The following is a 14,745-nucleotide window of genomic DNA, read 5'->3' as shown; positions in this document are numbered from 1 at the left end:
CAGTGGCTACGATAGGTCAGCTCCCTACCGCATCGTCTGCACGTCGACGAACGACCCTTCTCTCGCGGTCACCCACGTCGACATCCGTTCGATGCCGTCACTCGCTGAAGGGAAAATCGTACACTGGTCGGGTCTGTCCTCGTACTTTTCCACGATGGCCTGCAGTTGCTGTGCGGACACCTCTCTCCCATTCCCGTATCGACTCATGCTCGTCACCTCCCACGTAGAACACCTACTTTTCTATACGCTCTCTACCAACTGCGAATCCTGAATTACATCGTTGATACTTCCACTTTCTGTGGGGAGACTCCTGTTTTTCGGGCTCAAATCCCGCGGTAAGCTACTCTTACCGACGGCTCGTCTCGCGACGCCGCGATGGTCGGCCGCGCCCGCGTCACAATAGGGGCATCGAGCGGCTGGCAGCCGTCAGTTTCGCAGTCACTCTGTAGCTATCCCGCAAGAAACCGTGGTCCAATAGTACCCACACCTCACGCAATGTGACAGAACGCTTATCCGCTTAATTGTACCCTACCACGATATGCAGAGAGACGAGGACGATGGTAAGCACCGCTTGCTCGACAGACGAACGTACCTGAAGGCAACGGGCCTCACCGCACTGGCCGGAGTCACAGCCGAAACCACGGGTGCAACGGGTAGCACGGAGAGTTTGCTCGTCGATGCAGACGGGACCGTTGCGTACAGCTTCGACGTGAACGGGACGGTCGATCCGGTGTCGACGGACGCAGACGTGGCCGATTCCGTCGACAGCGGGTCAGTGACTGGCGAGGTAACGGACGGGCTCGCCGCGTATCGGCTCACGGGAACCCTCGATACAGTCGCCGTCGATGGTCGCGCACGACTCGCGTACGGCCCGGCAGCCGGCGACGACCTGCCGGATTCGCCGACAGAACTGGTCGTTACCTCTCCATCGAAAATCAACTACGAATTTACCGCGACTGGTCCCATCGAACCGCAGCAGACCGATAGCGACGAGGAGAGTCGCCGAGTCACTGCGAACGACGACGGCACCTGGACTGCTGCGGGCACCACCGGCGATGGGCTCGTCGACAGCTACGACGTTCACGGCGGGGTAACCTCGTTCAGCCCCAGTACCGGCGACTTCTCGATTCTGGTCGACGGAACCCCGATCAGTACGTACGAACTCACAGGGACCGAGCCACCGACCCACTCCCAGGCACAGGTCGGTGGCGATGGCGACGACACGGTCGATCCGTCGGCGGCGACTGCCACAGCGACAACTGTCGAGGAACTCACGTCGGCACTGAACGCGGCGAGTCGGGGCGACATCGTCTACGTGCCTGGCGATGCAGAACTCGACCTCGGGACGACGACCCTCTGGGTTCCATCGGGGGTAACACTCGCCTCAGACCGCGGTATCGACGGCGCTCCGGGCGGATTGCTTCAGACCACCGAGGCAACCTGGCCGATGGCCGTCGTCGAAGCCGACGCCCGCGTCACCGGGCTCCGGTTTGGGGGCTCGCAGACGACGTTCGTCCAGCACGACACTGACGAGCTCAGTGTGGGGCTGGACGTGGTCGGCAGCGGCGTCGAAATCGACAACTGCGACATCTTCGGCTTCACCTACGCGGCCGTTCACTGTGGCGCAGACACGCACGTCCATCACTCACGGATTCACCACAACCCGATGCACGGGCTGGGGTACGCCGTCTGCTGCCGGAACGGCCACCCTCGTATCGAATACAACGACCTGAACTACAACGGCCACGGCGTGACGGCCACCGGGACCGGTGGTTACACGGCAGCGTACAACCACTTCGGACCCGATACGCTCGGCCACGTCATCGACGCGCAGCGACCGGGAGAGACGGGTGTCGAGATTCATCACAACACCGTCGAAGCGACCACTCGGGTGCAGGACAGCACCACTCCCGAGAGCGTCGTCGTCCGCGGCGCTCCCGAGGACACCGTCACGATTCGAAATAACTGGTTCTACAACGACGACGCACCGAAGGCCTCACCGGACGGCCATGATGGGTCTGCATTTACGCAACTCCACACCGAGTCCTGGGACAGCGTCGAGTTCTCGGACAACCACTACGGGACCGACGAGCCGAGAGCACCTGTTGGCCACCCACGCTGAGCGGGCATCTCTGGCCGACGGACTCCCTGCTTAGAGAGACGACGAACTACCGAGGCAATTCTCCTGTACGGTGTAGCTGTTGCTCGCCAGAGTGAGAGCGAAAAAGAAAGAGTTGGTGTGTGTCCAGAATTACCCGAACATCTGGCGCATCATGGGGTGCATCTCCATGAGTTGCTCTTCTGCGATCTCCTCGTAGAGCTTGTAGGTAATCGAGACTGTCAGCAGCAGTCCAGTCCCAGAGACACCGCCGATGGTGCCGAGCATGTTCGCCATGACGGCGAGGAGCCCGACGAGTGCCCCACCGATGACAGTCACCTGTGGGATGTACTGCTCCAGCACGCGCTCGATAGAGCGGACGTTCTGGCGGAAGCCGGGAATCTGCATCCCGGAGTTGTGTATCTGCTGGGCCGTCGCGTCCGGACCCATGTCGGTGGTCTCCACCCAGAAGATGGCGAAGATGGCACCGCCGATGACCATGAACGTCAGGTCGACGCCGATCCGGAGCAGAATCTCCCACGGCGCGTTCCCGCCACCACCACCCGCAAACCACATCCAGTCGGATGGGTCACGGATGGGTGCCAGGAAGTAGAACAACCCGCCGGTCGGGGTGCCCTGTGAGTAACTGCCGAGCCACGTCGGCATATTCGCCAACTGTGCGTCGAGGATGCGCCCGAGGAACTGGATGTTCGCCTGCAGCGCGCGGACGAGGATCATCGGCAGGACGCTCGCGTAGATGAGCTTCACCGGGAAGCGACCGCGTGCGCCCTTCACCCGGGCGTTCGAGAGCGGAATCTCGACGCGGACGGACTCGGCGTAGACGACCACGACGAAGATGCCGATGGTCGTCAGGATCGGGACGACTTGCCCAACACCGAGCAACAGCGCCTGAATGCCGTCAGGTGTGAGCAGCGGTGGTACCGACTCGTTGCCCAGCAGTATCCCAATCCACGTCGGGATGATACCGCCAGACGAACCTTCCGGTGCGTTGAAGCCGGGAATCTGGATGAGCCCACCGATGAGTCGCTGAGAGACACCGGCGATGATGAACAGCCCGATACCGCTTCCGACGCCCCACTTGCTGATGACCTCGTCCATGTAGAGGATGAGGATTCCCCCAGCGAAGATCTGGGCGAACAGCAGGAAGCGGACGCCGGTCAGTCCGATACCGAGCGAGCTTGCGAGCGCCTGACTCGGTGGCAGGAAATCCCCACCGAAGACCATCGGCAGCCCCGTCAGGACACACATCACGACGACGAGGAACTTCTGCAGTCCCTGGTAGAGGACCTGGTCCCGCGGGTTGTTCTGCGTGTCGAGTCCGAGCAGGTCGGCACCGCCGAGTAGCTGGAGGACGATGCTCGCCGTGACGATTGGCCCAATGCCGAGTTGCAACACTGTGCCCTGTCCGCCAGCGATGATCGACCGGAAGCGGCCGAAGACGTCTCCGCCGCCACTCCCGAGACCGAAGAGGAAGACGTTAGTCAGGAAAAAATACAGCACCAGAATACCGACCGTCCAGCCCAGTTTCCGCTTGAACGGAACGTGTCCCTGCGGGCGACGGACGGACGGCATCCGGGTGAGTACCGGTTCGGCGGTGTCCTTCCAGCTCATGTTAGTCCTCGTCTGTCTCGTCTGCTGTATCCTCTTCGACTTCTGCTTCCTCGGCGCGCTCGGAGAGTGCTGCGGAGCCGCCCGACTCTTCGAGCAGTTCGCGTGCACTCGCGGAGAACGCGTCGGCGGTCACGTCCAGAGCGTTTCGGACCTGACCGGTGCCGAGCACCTTCACCGCGTCGGCGTCGTAGCTGTCTTCTGCCACGTCACGCGCGTCGACCGCGTAGCCGTCGTCGGTCTCCTCTGCAACGCCGTCTGCGGCGAGCAGTGCGGCGTCCTCGTCGAGTTTCTGCACGTCGACGGTAACGACATCGTCCTTGACCTTGTCCGGCCGGGAGAAGCCGTGTTTCCCGAGCGGTTCGTAGTTGTGAAACTCGTGTTTGTCGCGGCCGGCCGCACCGCGGCCACCGCGGTGACCGGCACCGCGACGGTTCTTGTGTGTGCCGCCACCGTGCGTGCGCGACCCGCGCTGTCGTTTCTTTTTGTTGCTCATTATCGCATCGCCTCCAGAAGGTCGTCGATAGCGGCAGGGTCGTGTTTACCGAGCTGCCCGCCCTCTTTGGTCGGGTGCTTGATACCGTCGTGACCGCCACGCGGCGGGTGCAGACGGAGCGTCGGCGAGAGACCCTCGTCCTGCAGTCGTGTCTCCTCGTCGACCAGCGCCTCGGCCAGCGCTTCGATGTCTTCGTAGTCCGTGTTCTCGGCGACCCACTCGTCGGTGATGTCGCCGTCGCCCTCGGCGGGTTCGCCGCGGGTTTCGAGCAGGAGTTCGACCGTCTCCACGCTCGGTTCGCCGTGTGCGACGTAGTCGTTGACCTTCGACACCATGCCGGTGTACGCGTCCGTCTCAGGGACGAACGTGGCGTGGTTGACGCGGTGGATGTTGAGCATCGCGAGCGTGTCCTGAATGTCGCCGTTCATGTTGACATTCCCGCGAATCTGGACGAGTGCGCGCATTACTCGATCACCTCGCGCTTCTCGAAGGTGCGCTGGGGAACGCGTGCCTCGGCCGTGTTCTGCAAGGCGTTGAACGTCGCCTTGGCGAAGTTGACCGTGGTACGGGTGTTCCCCGACGAGCGCGTCCAGATGTCCTCGATTCCGGCGAGTTCGAGCACCTTGCGGACGGTCTCACCGCCTGCAAGACCCAGCCCGCGCGGTGCGGGCTGGAGCTCGACCTCGACGCTCCCGGCCTTGCCCGTGGTGCGCAGCGCGACCGTGTGGGGACGGCCACAGCCACACTCCCAGGACCCGCAGCCGCGGGAGACGTCGATGAGGTTCAGCTTGCCGATCTCGATTGCTTTCTGGATTGCGCCACCGACCTGGTCGTCACGCCCCTCGGCGTAGCCGACGAGGCCGTCGCGGTTGCCCACGACGACGACACAGCGGAACTTCACCCGCCGTCCAGAGTCGGTCATCCGCTGGACCATATTGATGTCCAGCACTTCGTCCTCGAGTCCGGGGACGAGCTGGTCGACTATCTCGGGTTCCTTCAGCGGCAGCCCGGCGTTGAGCGCGTCCCGCATCGTCTCGATGTCGCCGTCTACGACCTTCTTGCCGAGCCGCGTCTGTGGTTCCCATCCGTTGTCAGCACTCATAGTTCGATGTCACCCATTAGTGTCTCCCGCGTCTCGTCGAAGTGCGCGGGCAACTCTGTGGCGTCGAAATCGCCGCTGTAGCCGCCATCGCCCTCCTCGGCGTACTCGGCGATGTGCTCGCCGCGGGTCCGCTCCCAGTCGGCGAGTACGTCGTCGTTGTGCGGGATTTCGAGCCCGGCGTCGATTGCGCCTTCCTGTACTGCAAAGACCTTGCTCCCCGGCGTCGGGGAGTTCAGTCCGATGTCGAGCACCGCTTCCTCGATGCCGGCCTCGATGGCCCGCAGTCCCGCGAGCAGCCCGGTGAGGTACGCGGCGGGCATGTTGCCCGTCGGTGCCTCCCAGCCGTACTCGGCGAGGTCGTTCGATTCGGCGGCGGCAACCGTCTGGTCGCCGGCGGGGCCAGTCGTCACCAGCTGCGCCCTGACTTGCTTGTTGCTCTTTCGAGCGACGAGCCGTGGCTTGCCGGATTTCAACAGGCGCAACCGCTGATGGTAATCTGTACGGGCCTCGCGGCGACGCCGCATCGGCACCGTGTATCGTGGTCCTGTCGCCATTATGTGTCACCGTAGTTGTTGTCGTCGATGAACCGATCCAGATCCGCGACAGAGTCGAACTCCCCACCGCCTGCTTTGTTGTACAGGTCGCGGTACTCCGACGGTTCGAGGGTCCCCTCGTCGCGGAGCTCACGCAGGTGTTCGCGCTGTGCGCGGATTCTCGATTGCCAGTTCTCCTTTTTGCCCTGGCGGGCACCGGCCTTCCCCTTCCGGGAGCCGGCTCCTTTCTGGTGCCCGTAGGAGCGTTTCTGCTGTCGTTCGCGAGCGCGGCCGCGGGAGTTGCCCTGTGGCTCCTCGGTGCGGATGACGCCCTCGTCGACCAGTTCGCGGATGTCTTCGCGGGTGATCGCTTCCGCGAGGTCACCCTGTCGTTCGGGGTCGAACCAGAGTTTGTTCTTCCCGACGTCGAGGACGTCCGCTGCCAGTCGCTTCTGTGCACTCAGGTCAGTCATTCACTTCGACCTCCTCGTAGGTGGGGTTGAGGACGCGGATATCGCGGTCCTCTGCTTCCTCCTCGATGCGTTCGCGCTTGCGGCCACCGACTTTCGAGGCGATTCGCACTGCCTCGGTGTCGCCGTCGACGCCCTCTAAGTCGTCGACGTTGTGGACGCGGACCTCTTCGAAACCGGACGGGTGCAGGCCACGGACCGCCTTCGGGGTACGGAATCCCGCTTCGACGGTGTCGCCCTTGCCCTTGTGTCCGCGGCGCTGCTTCGAGAGTTGGCCACGCGGGCGTCGCCACGACGTGCCGACGCGCTTTTTCTTGTGGTGGTCCTGCCGGTTGAACTGCGGTTTCCCCTCGCGTTTGCGCTGGGTGAGCAGGCGCTTTGCCTCGTCGTCGAGGTCCGGCGTCTTCTCGACCAGTCCGCGGGGCTGCAGTTCCGTCTCGACGTCCTCGTCTTCGACGTCCGGCGTCTCCTCTTCGACGTCGGCTTCGACTTCCTCGCTGACTTCGAGGTCGCCGACGTCGGCTTTGATACGGGCTGCGAGTGCCATCCCGACACCGTCGACGTCTGCCAGGTCGTCCTGGCTCGCGACGCGGATGTCGTCGACTGTCTCGTAGCCGGCTTCGGTCAGCGCGTCGGCCTTCGAATCGCCAACGCCGCTGATGTCGGTCAGCTCTTCGATTTCGTCCTCGGATTCCGTCTCCGCCTCGGTGGCCTCCTCGTCGGAGTCTGTCTCAGCCTCGACATCCTCTTCGGGTTCGTCGTCAGTCGACTCCGTGGCTTCCTCCTCGGTGAAGGCTTCCTCTTCGTCGACGTCCTGTTCGTCGTCTTCGAATGCGACTTCTTCGTCGTCGTTGTCTGCCATTAGGCGTCACCTCGACTCGGTTTCTGCGTGATGTAGACGCCGTCCTGGAAGACGCGAACGTCCTTGTCCGTGACGCGCGTCAACTGCTCGATGTCGGCGGCCGTCTGGCCGACGTCTTCGACGTTCGGTCCGCGCAGCGTCACGTTCTCGTCGCTCACTTCGACCTCTGTCTCACCGCGAATCTCGGTCCGTCGTGGGGCCTTCTCACCGAGGAAGTTCTCGATGACGACCTCGTCACCCTCCACTGCGACCTGCATCGGGAAGTGAGAGTAGAAGACTTCCATCTCGTACTCCCAGCCCTCGGTCACGCCGTGGAACATGTTGCGGACGTGGCTCTCGAAGGTGCCAAGCGTCGAGTTCGTCTTGGCGTCGTCCTCGTCGCTCGTGATGAGAACCTCTCCGTCCTCAACTGTAACCGAGATATCCGGGTACCAGAGGCGGCGCGTGACGCTGCCGTTCGGTCCCTCTACTGTGAGGTCGAGATGATCCATCTCGGCGCTCACGTCGTCGGGTATCTCTAGTGCTGTTCGTGTCATTGTTAGTAGACGTATGCGATGACCTGGCCGCCGACGCCCTCTTCGCGGGCCTCGTAGTGGCTCATAACGCCACGCGAGGTGGTGACGACGAGCGTCCCGTAGTCACGGGCGGGGAGGAATCGCTTCTCCCACTTTTCGAACTCGTCGGCCGTCGCGGAGTAGCGCGGCTTGACCGGGCCACATTCGTTGATTGCTCCTTTCAGGTCGACCTCGAACTGGCCGGCTTTGCCGTCGTCGACGAACTGGAAGCCGTCGATGTACCCGCGGTCGTAGAAGACCTCGAGGACGCTGCCGATTTCGTTCGAGGCGGGCTGTACTGTCTGGTCGAGATGGCCGACGCTCTCTGCGTTGTCGATTGCCGAGAGTGCGTTGGCGAGTGGGTCCGTTCCTGTCATGAGTATTTCTTGAATCCCATGCTCCGGGACACCTCTCGGAAGCACTGCCGGCACAGGTAGATGTTGTACTTTCCAACAAGTCCCTGTTCGCGGCCACAGCGCTGACACGACTGTAGCTGTCCCGTGCGTTTCGCGGCGTGCTCGCCGGTGCGCTCCTCGTCGCCGTCCTCAGTTTCACTCTCGCTCATTGGTCGACCTCCACGTCGAAGGTTTGTTCGACAAAGGCGACTGCGTCGTCGATGTTCAGCCGGTGAGCCGGCGGAATCGGTCGCGATGCCTTGTCCCGCTTTGCCACCCGGTAGCCGGGGCGGACGAGGTTGACCGTCACGTCCAGCCCGAAGATACCGATGGTCGGGTCGTACTCCTGGCTCGGGAACTCCGTGTGTTCCTCGACGCCGAAAGAGAAGTTGCCCGTGTCGTCGAACTGCGTCGCCGAGAGGTCCACCAGCGGGAGTGCCGTCCGCAGGAACTCCTCGGCGTCGTCGTCACGCAGCGTGACTTTCGTTCCGATTGGGTCACCTTCGCGGATGTTGAAGTCCGGTTCGGTCTTCTTTGCGGTGGTCCGTACGGGGTTCTGGCCAGTAATCTCGGCCAGAATGTCCTCGGCCAGTCCGAGTGGTTCCCCACCCTGACCGATGCCCATGTGGACGACGACTTTCTCGACGCGGGGTTCCCGCATCTCGTGGAACTCTCCGCCTTCAGTTTCCGAGCTCATTCGTCGTCACCCTCCTCGGATTCGTCGTCTGCGGTTGCGTCTTCCGATGCGGTCTCCGCGTCGCCCTCGATGAAGTTCTCGTCGATGACGACGACGTACTCCTCGACGGTCTCGAAGCCGCCCTCGTCTTCGATGCCCGGGATGTCGTCCTGGGCAGTGATGACGTTGTTCTGGGCACTGCTCGGCGTGACCTGGATCTCTTCGATTCGGCCAATGTCGCCGGCGTGTGCGCCGTCGACGGCCGTCACGAGTGCACCCTCTTCGTACTCGAAGTGAGCGACGATTTCGTTGTCCTCGTTGCCGACGACGAGCGAATCGCCGCCGTCGTAGTCGCTGTCTTCCTCGACGAGCAGCGTCTGCCCGTCGTGGAGTGTCAGCTGAACGTCGCCGCCAGGGATGTGTCGCTTCTCGGTAATCTTGCCGAGTTTCGACTGCGCGCTGTCCTCGTCGATGGGGGTCAGCGACAGCCGACCACCCTCGCCGGGGAACACGCGGTAGTACTCTTCGCGCTCGTCGAAGGCCAGAATGTCGAACATCCCGACCGGTCGCTCCTCGTCGGAGACGGCCGTGCCGTTGATGACGACGTTGTCCTCGTTGAGCGCGTACCGTGCTTCTTTGCGGCTATCGGCGTAGCCGAGCACGTCCCGCAGGATGATGAGCAGGGGAACCCCCGCCTCACCGTGGGGACCCGCGTCGGCTTTGACCGTGAACGTCTCGGTCTTTCGCTCGATGGGCCAGCTTTTCGGCACCGAAAGTCGTTTCTGATGTTTCGTCATGCGCTGTCCTCCTCGGATTCCAGGCGTGCCTCACGCCGCTCGTCGGAGAGGTCCAGACTGGTGACGCGAAGGTTGCTCGCATCGACCGGTCGTGGCACCTCTTCGCCGTCTGCTGTCTCCTGGGTGACCTCTTCGACGTGAATGATGCCCTCGCGGAGGTCGACGTTCACGACGTCTTCCTCCGTTCCGGCGTGGTCACCACGGAGCACTTCGACGGTGTCGCCTTCGTTGACCCGCACGTTGCGCTGTCCGTACTCCTCACGGAGGTCGTCGGACAGCGTCGCGCGCACGTCCTTGTGGCGTTTGTGCAGCGGGGCTTCGGCAGCCTGCTTTCGCTGTTTGCGTGGTTGTTCTGTCATACTATCATTGTCGCTGTTGACGCGACGCTTCCGAACCGCTCTGCGACTTCCCGTGCGATGGGGCCCTTGAGTTCGGTCCCGCGCGGTTCCTCGTTCTCGTCGATGATGACCGCGGCGTTGTCTTCGAACTTCACGCGGGTCCCGTCCGGGCGACGGATGGGCTTTCGCTGTCGAACGACGACAGCTTCGAGCACCTGCCGACGCATCTCGGGGGTCCCCTTCGTAACCGAAACCGTGATCTTGTCGCCGAGCCCCGCTTTGGGGTGGCGATTGACGGTTCCCGAGTAGCCGGCCGTGCTGATAACCTTCAGCTGCCGTGCGCCCGTGTTGTCCGCACAATTGATGAGCGAGCCCTTCTCCAGGCCCTGCGTGACGTCGGCCTTCAGTGCCTCCATCACTCCTCACCTCCTGTATCGGATTCCACGCTAACGACAACGTGGGATTTAGTTTTCGAGAGCGGTCGTGTCTCTGCTATCGTGACCGTGTCGCCGACTTCCAGCTCCACGCACGGTGGTGCGTGTGCCGGGACGCGGCTCCGTCGCTTCATGAGCCGGTCGTACTTCGGCACCGTTACGTCGTACTCTCGTTCGACGACGACGGTCTTGTCCATGTCTGTGGAGGCGACCTCTCCGTCGAGCGTCTGCCCGCGGACACTCAGTGTGCCGTGGAACGGGCAGTTCTCGTCTTCGCAGGTCTCCTCCGGTGTTGCTACGTTCAATCCTAGCGCCATTTCGAATCACCTGTCTGTTCCGTGCGTCGTGCCGGTCGCGCGACGAGTCGATCTCCGTCAACGGTGACGACCTGGTGGCCGCCGCCGCTCGGAATTGCAAACTCGAATGTCGTTCCGGCCTTCGGCACGTGAGACACCCGATCGTCCCGTTGAATGCCGAGCGTCTTCGTCGTCTCCGTCACGACTTCACCTGCAATGCCGACGAGGTCTTCGTTGTCAGCCGAGACAATCTCGGCGTCGAGTCCGACCAGTTCGTGTCGCGGGAGCGACTCGGGTGTCAACGGCATTTATTCGGCCTCCTCGGCGGCTGCGCCGCCCGCGAGGTCGCCCTCTTCGTTCTGAATCGTCTTGATGCGCGCGATGGTCCGCCGGAGTTCCTTGATACGGCCAGGACTGTCCGGCATCCCACCTGCTGCCTTCACTGCTTCTGCGTTGAGCAGTTCCGTTTCGAGGTCTTCGAGCTCCGACTCGCGTTCGGCGGCGGTCATGTCTCGAATCTCGGAGGTGTGCAGAATCGTCATTCCTCGTCACCCTCCTCGTCCTCGTCTTCCATCTCGTCCATCAGCTCTTCTGCTTCGGCTTCGGTGTCCTCGTCGAGTTCTTCGTCGACATCGGCCGCGAGGTCGTCGAGGTCCTCTTCGACGTCCGCCTCGTCGGGAACGTCGGGGTCCTCGAACTCCTCGTCAGCCTCCTCGATGACTTCCTCGTCGACTTCGACGTCAGCCTCTTTTTCGGTGTCCTCGGGTTCGTCCTCGGCGGACGGCTCTTCGGGTTCACCCTCTTCGTCGGGTTCGCCGGCGAGCAGTTCTTCGACGCCCTCGGCTTCCTCGACGTAGTCCTCGACCTCGACGTCCTCGTAGATCTCGAAGTCGTCGGGGAGTTCCGCGTCCGGCGGAATGATCTTGACCTGTACACCGATGGTACCGAGCTTCATCACTGCGGTGCCGATACCGTGGTCGACGATCTCCTCTGCGGGTTCGCCGTTGTGCTTGATGTAGCCACGGTTGAACTTCTCCACGCGCGAGCGTGCGCCTGTCACTTTTCCAGACAGGACGATCTCGGCACCGAGCGCGCCGGCTTCCATGATGCGGTCGATGGTCGTGTGACCGGCTTTCCGGAAGTACCAGCCACGCTCGAGTGCGTTGGCCAGTCGGTCGGCGACGATTGCCGCGTTGAGGTCCGGCTCGTCGACTTCCTGGACGTCGACCTGGGGGTCTTCCAGCCCGAACTCCTCTTCGAGCGTCGTCGTGACCTTCCGGATGTTCTTCCCGCCCTTCCCGATGACCATGCCGGGCTTTTCTGCTTTGAGCACGATCTGGGTGCCCATCGGCGTCTTGGCGATCTCCATCCCGCCGTAGCCGGCGCGACCGAGTTCGTCCTGGAAGAACTCGTCAATCTGCGTGCGCTGGAGACCGTTCTCGATGAACTGTTGTTCGTCCGCCATCACTCATCGACCTCCTGCAGGATGAGTTCGACGTCGAGTTCCGGCGCTGCCGTCGGGGAAGCCCGCCCCATCGCGCGGGGCTGGCGGCCTGCCTGTTCGCCGACCTTGTGGGGGGCGACGTGGACGATTTCCATCGACTCGCCGTCGAATCCCTGGTGGTCGGCGTTGCCGACTGCGTTCTCGAGCAGGTCGAGGAAGGCCTTGCTGGCCTTCTCGGGGTAGCGGCCGGCGTCCCAGCCGTCGATGTCGTTGCGGTGGCCGACGCCCGTGTTGTGCTGACGGAACGGGACCGACTGGTCCTCGTTGATGACGCTCTCCAGATAGGAGACCGCATCCTCGGCCGTCTTGCCCTTGATCTCTCGGGCGATGGCCTTGCTGTGCTTGAGACTTACCTGACGCTCCCGGAGCATCGCTTTCGCCGTCGTGTCCGGGTCTGCGTCGACTGAGTAGCTGATTCCCATATTATTTGAGTGGCACGAACTTCGAGGAGCGTGTCGCTCCAATCCCGGCCTGTCCGTGCTCGACCGATGTCCGGGTGAGCTGGAACTCGCCCAGGTAGTGCCCGATCATCTCGGGTTCGACCTTGACGCGTTCGAAGCTCTGGCCGGTGTGGACGGCGAAGGTCAGCCCAACCATCTCCGGGAGGATCGGCATACTCCGGAGGTGTGTACGGATGGGGTTGTTCGCCGTCTCCTCCTCTTCAGCCTCGCGGGCTTTCTCGAGGAGTTTCTCGTGTTCGACGGACAGTCCGCGTTCGATAGTTCGCCGCTGGCGCGCGGGAAGCAGTTCCGCAACCTCGTCGATGCTCATCTCCTGCAGTTCGTCGAGCGTGTAGCCACGGTAGGTGAACTCACCTTCGTGACCGATTTGGTAATCCGAGCTCATTCTGAGTCACCACCGCGACCGGTGCGCCGTGAAGCGATGTCACCGACTTTGCGGCCCGGCGGGGCGTTCCGCGAAATCGACTTGGGTTTGCCGGGGTGTTGCCGGCCACCGCCACCGAACGGGTGGTCGACGGCGTTCATCGCAACACCGCGGACGGTCGGGTACTTCGACCCGCGGGATTTCATCTTGTGGTACTTGTTGCCTGCCTTGACCATCGGCTTCTCCGTCCGGCCGCCACCGGCGACCACGCCGATGGTGGCGCGACACTGCGGGTCGAGTCGAACCACGTCGCCACTGGGCAACTGGACGACCGCGACGTTACGGTCGTGTGCCATCAGCGTCGCGTTGACGCCGGAGGCACGGGCGAATTTCCCGCCGTCGCCCTGGTTGGACTCGACGTTACAGACGGGGACACCTTCCGGAATCTCCGCGAGCGGAAGGGTGTTACCCGGCTCGATGGCCGAGGAGACGCCGACCTGAATCGTGTCGCCCACGCCAACGCCTTCCGGCGCGAGCACGAGGCGGTGGTCGCCGTCCTCGAACTCGACTGCGGCGACGGGTGCGCTCCGCGCCGGGTCGTGTTCGATGTCGACGACCGTCCCGGAGACGACGTCGCCGTCTTCGACGTTCCGATGCTGCAGGTCCGATTTGTAGCGGTGCGACGGTGCCCGGAACGTGGGCGTGCCGCGTCCGCGTCGTTGTCCCTGAATTCGTCGTCCCATCTCAGAACACCCCGATACGGCTGGCGATTTCCTGTGCGTCGTCGTCCGCCGAGAGGAGCACAGTTGCCTTCTTCTTGCCCTGTGGCGTGACCATCGTCGTCACGTTCTCGACGGTGACGTCGTACTGGTCAGCGATGTCCTCGGCGATCTCGCCCTTGTTGGCGTCGATGTCGACGATGAACTGCATCTTGTTCTCGAAGTCCATCTTGTCGACGGCCTTCTCGGTGACGTGCGGATGATGAATTACTGTCATCGGTCAGCCACCTCCTCGAGAGCGCTCTCGGTCCAGACGGTCAGTCGACCGCCCTGGCCACCGGGTGCGAGGTCTTCTGCGTTGACCTCGCCGGCAGTCGCCACGTCTGCGCCCGCGAGGTTGCGTGCGCCACGCGACGGTTCTTCACTGGTGACGAACAGAACCGACGTCGGACGGCGGTACTTGCGGCCCCGGGAGGAGCCACGACCGGCCCGAATCTTGGTCTCGTCTGCGCGCTCGATATCGGCGTAGATGTCGAGTGCTTCGAGCACATCGACGACTTCCTGTGTTTTGTGAACGTCCTCGAAGTCGTCGGAGACGACCAGCGGGAGGTCCACGTCACCGAAGTCGTGTCCGCGCTCTTCGACGACCTCGGCGTCCGTCGTGGCCGCGATGGCCGAGCGGACGGCGAGTTGCCGCTCTTTGTCGTTGATAGACAGCGAGCGGTCTTTCTCTTCTTTCGGCGGGTGTGCGCGACGGCCACCCACGGTCTGGGGGACGCGAGCGCCCTGGCCGTTCTCACGCGGTACGTGGGCCTGCCCACGACCGCTTCCGAACGATTCTGCTGGCGTTCGCAGCCCGGCGTAGTCGTCGGAACCGTAGTCCTGCTTGCGGTTTGCCTGCGCGGCGGTGACGGCCTTCCGGATGAGGTCCGGTCGGTACGTGGTCTCGAAGACCTCGGGAAGTTCGACCTCCCCGTCGTCGTCGCCGTTCAGGTCGTGTACTGTTGCCTGCATAGT

At 63.1% G+C, this 14,745-nt stretch carries 25 protein-coding genes; 1 reads left to right on the top strand and 24 read right to left on the bottom strand.

The features are described 5' to 3' along the window. Positions 1-24 precede the first annotated feature (24 nt). Positions 25-207: a DUF7511 domain-containing protein gene (locus WDJ60_RS14375; RefSeq protein WP_340101280.1), complete on the bottom strand. Its 183-nt coding sequence runs from the start codon at positions 205-207 to the stop codon at positions 25-27. A gap of 331 nt (positions 208-538) precedes the next feature. Between WDJ60_RS14375 and WDJ60_RS14370 the strand changes: the two genes are divergently transcribed. Further along, entirely contained in the window at positions 539-2,122 is a 1,584-nt protein-coding gene (locus WDJ60_RS14370; protein WP_340101279.1) for a right-handed parallel beta-helix repeat-containing protein, read from the top strand. A 129-nt stretch (positions 2,123-2,251) separates the two neighbouring features. On the opposite strand, the gene secY is transcribed toward WDJ60_RS14370, so the two are convergent. From secY to rpl4p, 23 genes are read right to left on the bottom strand one after another with little or no spacing between them, the layout of a single operon-like run. Further along, on the bottom strand, positions 2,252-3,730 hold the full coding sequence (gene secY / locus WDJ60_RS14365; RefSeq protein ID WP_340101278.1) for a preprotein translocase subunit SecY: 1,479 nt from the start codon (positions 3,728-3,730) through the stop codon (positions 2,252-2,254). 1 nt (position 3,731) lies between these two features. Beyond that, entirely contained in the window at positions 3,732-4,223 is a 492-nt protein-coding gene (locus tag WDJ60_RS14360; protein WP_340101276.1) for an uL15m family ribosomal protein, read from the bottom strand. After that, on the bottom strand, positions 4,223-4,687 hold the full coding sequence (locus WDJ60_RS14355; protein ID WP_340101275.1) for a 50S ribosomal protein L30: 465 nt from the start codon (positions 4,685-4,687) through the stop codon (positions 4,223-4,225). The genes WDJ60_RS14360 and WDJ60_RS14355 overlap by 1 nt, the downstream gene beginning before the upstream one ends. Next, positions 4,687-5,325, bottom strand: coding sequence for a 30S ribosomal protein S5 (locus WDJ60_RS14350; RefSeq protein ID WP_340101274.1), 639 nt, complete (start codon positions 5,323-5,325; stop codon positions 4,687-4,689). Before WDJ60_RS14350 ends, WDJ60_RS14355 begins: the two co-directional genes overlap by 1 nt. Then, on the bottom strand, positions 5,322-5,879 hold the full coding sequence (locus WDJ60_RS14345; protein ID WP_340101273.1) for a 50S ribosomal protein L18: 558 nt from the start codon (positions 5,877-5,879) through the stop codon (positions 5,322-5,324). The genes WDJ60_RS14350 and WDJ60_RS14345 overlap by 4 nt, the downstream gene beginning before the upstream one ends. Next, complete coding sequence (locus WDJ60_RS14340) at positions 5,879-6,331, bottom strand: 50S ribosomal protein L19e (RefSeq protein WP_340101271.1); 453 nt, start codon at positions 6,329-6,331, stop codon at positions 5,879-5,881. Before WDJ60_RS14340 ends, WDJ60_RS14345 begins: the two co-directional genes overlap by 1 nt. Next, a complete protein-coding gene (locus tag WDJ60_RS14335) occupies positions 6,324-7,190 on the bottom strand; it encodes a 50S ribosomal protein L32e (RefSeq protein ID WP_340101270.1) in 867 nt (288 codons plus the stop codon). The genes WDJ60_RS14340 and WDJ60_RS14335 overlap by 8 nt, the downstream gene beginning before the upstream one ends. Then, on the bottom strand, positions 7,190-7,726 hold the full coding sequence (locus WDJ60_RS14330) for a 50S ribosomal protein L6 (protein ID WP_340101268.1): 537 nt from the start codon (positions 7,724-7,726) through the stop codon (positions 7,190-7,192). Before WDJ60_RS14330 ends, WDJ60_RS14335 begins: the two co-directional genes overlap by 1 nt. Positions 7,727-7,728: 2 nt before the next feature. Then, on the bottom strand, positions 7,729-8,121 hold the full coding sequence (locus tag WDJ60_RS14325) for a 30S ribosomal protein S8 (protein WP_302081132.1): 393 nt from the start codon (positions 8,119-8,121) through the stop codon (positions 7,729-7,731). Continuing rightward, positions 8,118-8,309 carry a 30S ribosomal protein S14 gene (locus WDJ60_RS14320; protein WP_340101267.1) on the bottom strand — a complete coding sequence of 64 codons (192 nt, stop codon included), beginning with the start codon at positions 8,307-8,309 and terminating at the stop codon, positions 8,118-8,120. The genes WDJ60_RS14325 and WDJ60_RS14320 overlap by 4 nt, the downstream gene beginning before the upstream one ends. Beyond that, entirely contained in the window at positions 8,306-8,836 is a 531-nt protein-coding gene (locus WDJ60_RS14315) for a 50S ribosomal protein L5 (protein WP_340101266.1), read from the bottom strand. The genes WDJ60_RS14320 and WDJ60_RS14315 overlap by 4 nt, the downstream gene beginning before the upstream one ends. Beyond that, on the bottom strand, positions 8,833-9,612 hold the full coding sequence (locus tag WDJ60_RS14310; protein ID WP_340101265.1) for a 30S ribosomal protein S4e: 780 nt from the start codon (positions 9,610-9,612) through the stop codon (positions 8,833-8,835). The genes WDJ60_RS14315 and WDJ60_RS14310 overlap by 4 nt, the downstream gene beginning before the upstream one ends. Next, entirely contained in the window at positions 9,609-9,971 is a 363-nt protein-coding gene (gene rplX / locus WDJ60_RS14305) for a 50S ribosomal protein L24 (protein ID WP_340101263.1), read from the bottom strand. The genes WDJ60_RS14310 and rplX overlap by 4 nt, the downstream gene beginning before the upstream one ends. Then, positions 9,968-10,366: a 50S ribosomal protein L14 gene (locus WDJ60_RS14300; RefSeq protein ID WP_340101262.1), complete on the bottom strand. Its 399-nt coding sequence runs from the start codon at positions 10,364-10,366 to the stop codon at positions 9,968-9,970. Before WDJ60_RS14300 ends, rplX begins: the two co-directional genes overlap by 4 nt. Then, positions 10,366-10,701 carry a 30S ribosomal protein S17 gene (locus tag WDJ60_RS14295; RefSeq protein ID WP_340101261.1) on the bottom strand — a complete coding sequence of 112 codons (336 nt, stop codon included), beginning with the start codon at positions 10,699-10,701 and terminating at the stop codon, positions 10,366-10,368. Before WDJ60_RS14295 ends, WDJ60_RS14300 begins: the two co-directional genes overlap by 1 nt. Continuing rightward, the gene (locus WDJ60_RS14290) at positions 10,692-10,988 is read right to left on the bottom strand and encodes a ribonuclease P protein component 1 (RefSeq protein ID WP_340101260.1); all 297 of its coding nucleotides are present in this window, start codon (positions 10,986-10,988) and stop codon (positions 10,692-10,694) included. The genes WDJ60_RS14295 and WDJ60_RS14290 overlap by 10 nt, the downstream gene beginning before the upstream one ends. Continuing rightward, positions 10,989-11,222, bottom strand: coding sequence for a 50S ribosomal protein L29 (gene rpmC / locus WDJ60_RS14285; protein WP_340101259.1), 234 nt, complete (start codon positions 11,220-11,222; stop codon positions 10,989-10,991). Continuing rightward, positions 11,219-12,145: a 30S ribosomal protein S3 gene (locus WDJ60_RS14280; RefSeq protein ID WP_340101258.1), complete on the bottom strand. Its 927-nt coding sequence runs from the start codon at positions 12,143-12,145 to the stop codon at positions 11,219-11,221. The genes rpmC and WDJ60_RS14280 overlap by 4 nt, the downstream gene beginning before the upstream one ends. After that, positions 12,145-12,606 (bottom strand): 50S ribosomal protein L22, encoded by a 462-nt coding sequence (locus WDJ60_RS14275; protein WP_340101257.1) that lies wholly within the window; start codon positions 12,604-12,606, stop codon positions 12,145-12,147. The genes WDJ60_RS14280 and WDJ60_RS14275 overlap by 1 nt, the downstream gene beginning before the upstream one ends. Position 12,607: 1 nt before the next feature. Continuing rightward, on the bottom strand, positions 12,608-13,030 hold the full coding sequence (locus WDJ60_RS14270; protein WP_340101256.1) for a 30S ribosomal protein S19: 423 nt from the start codon (positions 13,028-13,030) through the stop codon (positions 12,608-12,610). Then, complete coding sequence (locus WDJ60_RS14265; protein WP_340101255.1) at positions 13,027-13,752, bottom strand: 50S ribosomal protein L2; 726 nt, start codon at positions 13,750-13,752, stop codon at positions 13,027-13,029. Before WDJ60_RS14265 ends, WDJ60_RS14270 begins: the two co-directional genes overlap by 4 nt. Before the next feature lies 1 nt (position 13,753). Then, positions 13,754-14,005 (bottom strand): 50S ribosomal protein L23, encoded by a 252-nt coding sequence (locus tag WDJ60_RS14260; protein WP_340101254.1) that lies wholly within the window; start codon positions 14,003-14,005, stop codon positions 13,754-13,756. Further along, the gene (gene rpl4p, locus WDJ60_RS14255) at positions 14,002-14,742 is read right to left on the bottom strand and encodes a 50S ribosomal protein L4 (protein ID WP_340101253.1); all 741 of its coding nucleotides are present in this window, start codon (positions 14,740-14,742) and stop codon (positions 14,002-14,004) included. Before rpl4p ends, WDJ60_RS14260 begins: the two co-directional genes overlap by 4 nt. Between the last annotated feature and the right edge of the window lie 3 nt (positions 14,743-14,745).

This window comes from Salinibaculum salinum (assembly GCF_037645885.1).
Taxonomy (GTDB): Archaea; Halobacteriota; Halobacteria; order Halobacteriales; family Haloarculaceae; genus Salinibaculum; species Salinibaculum salinum.
The sequence above is the reverse complement of the archived record's forward strand: the minus strand, read 5'-3'. Positions and strand labels throughout refer to the sequence as shown.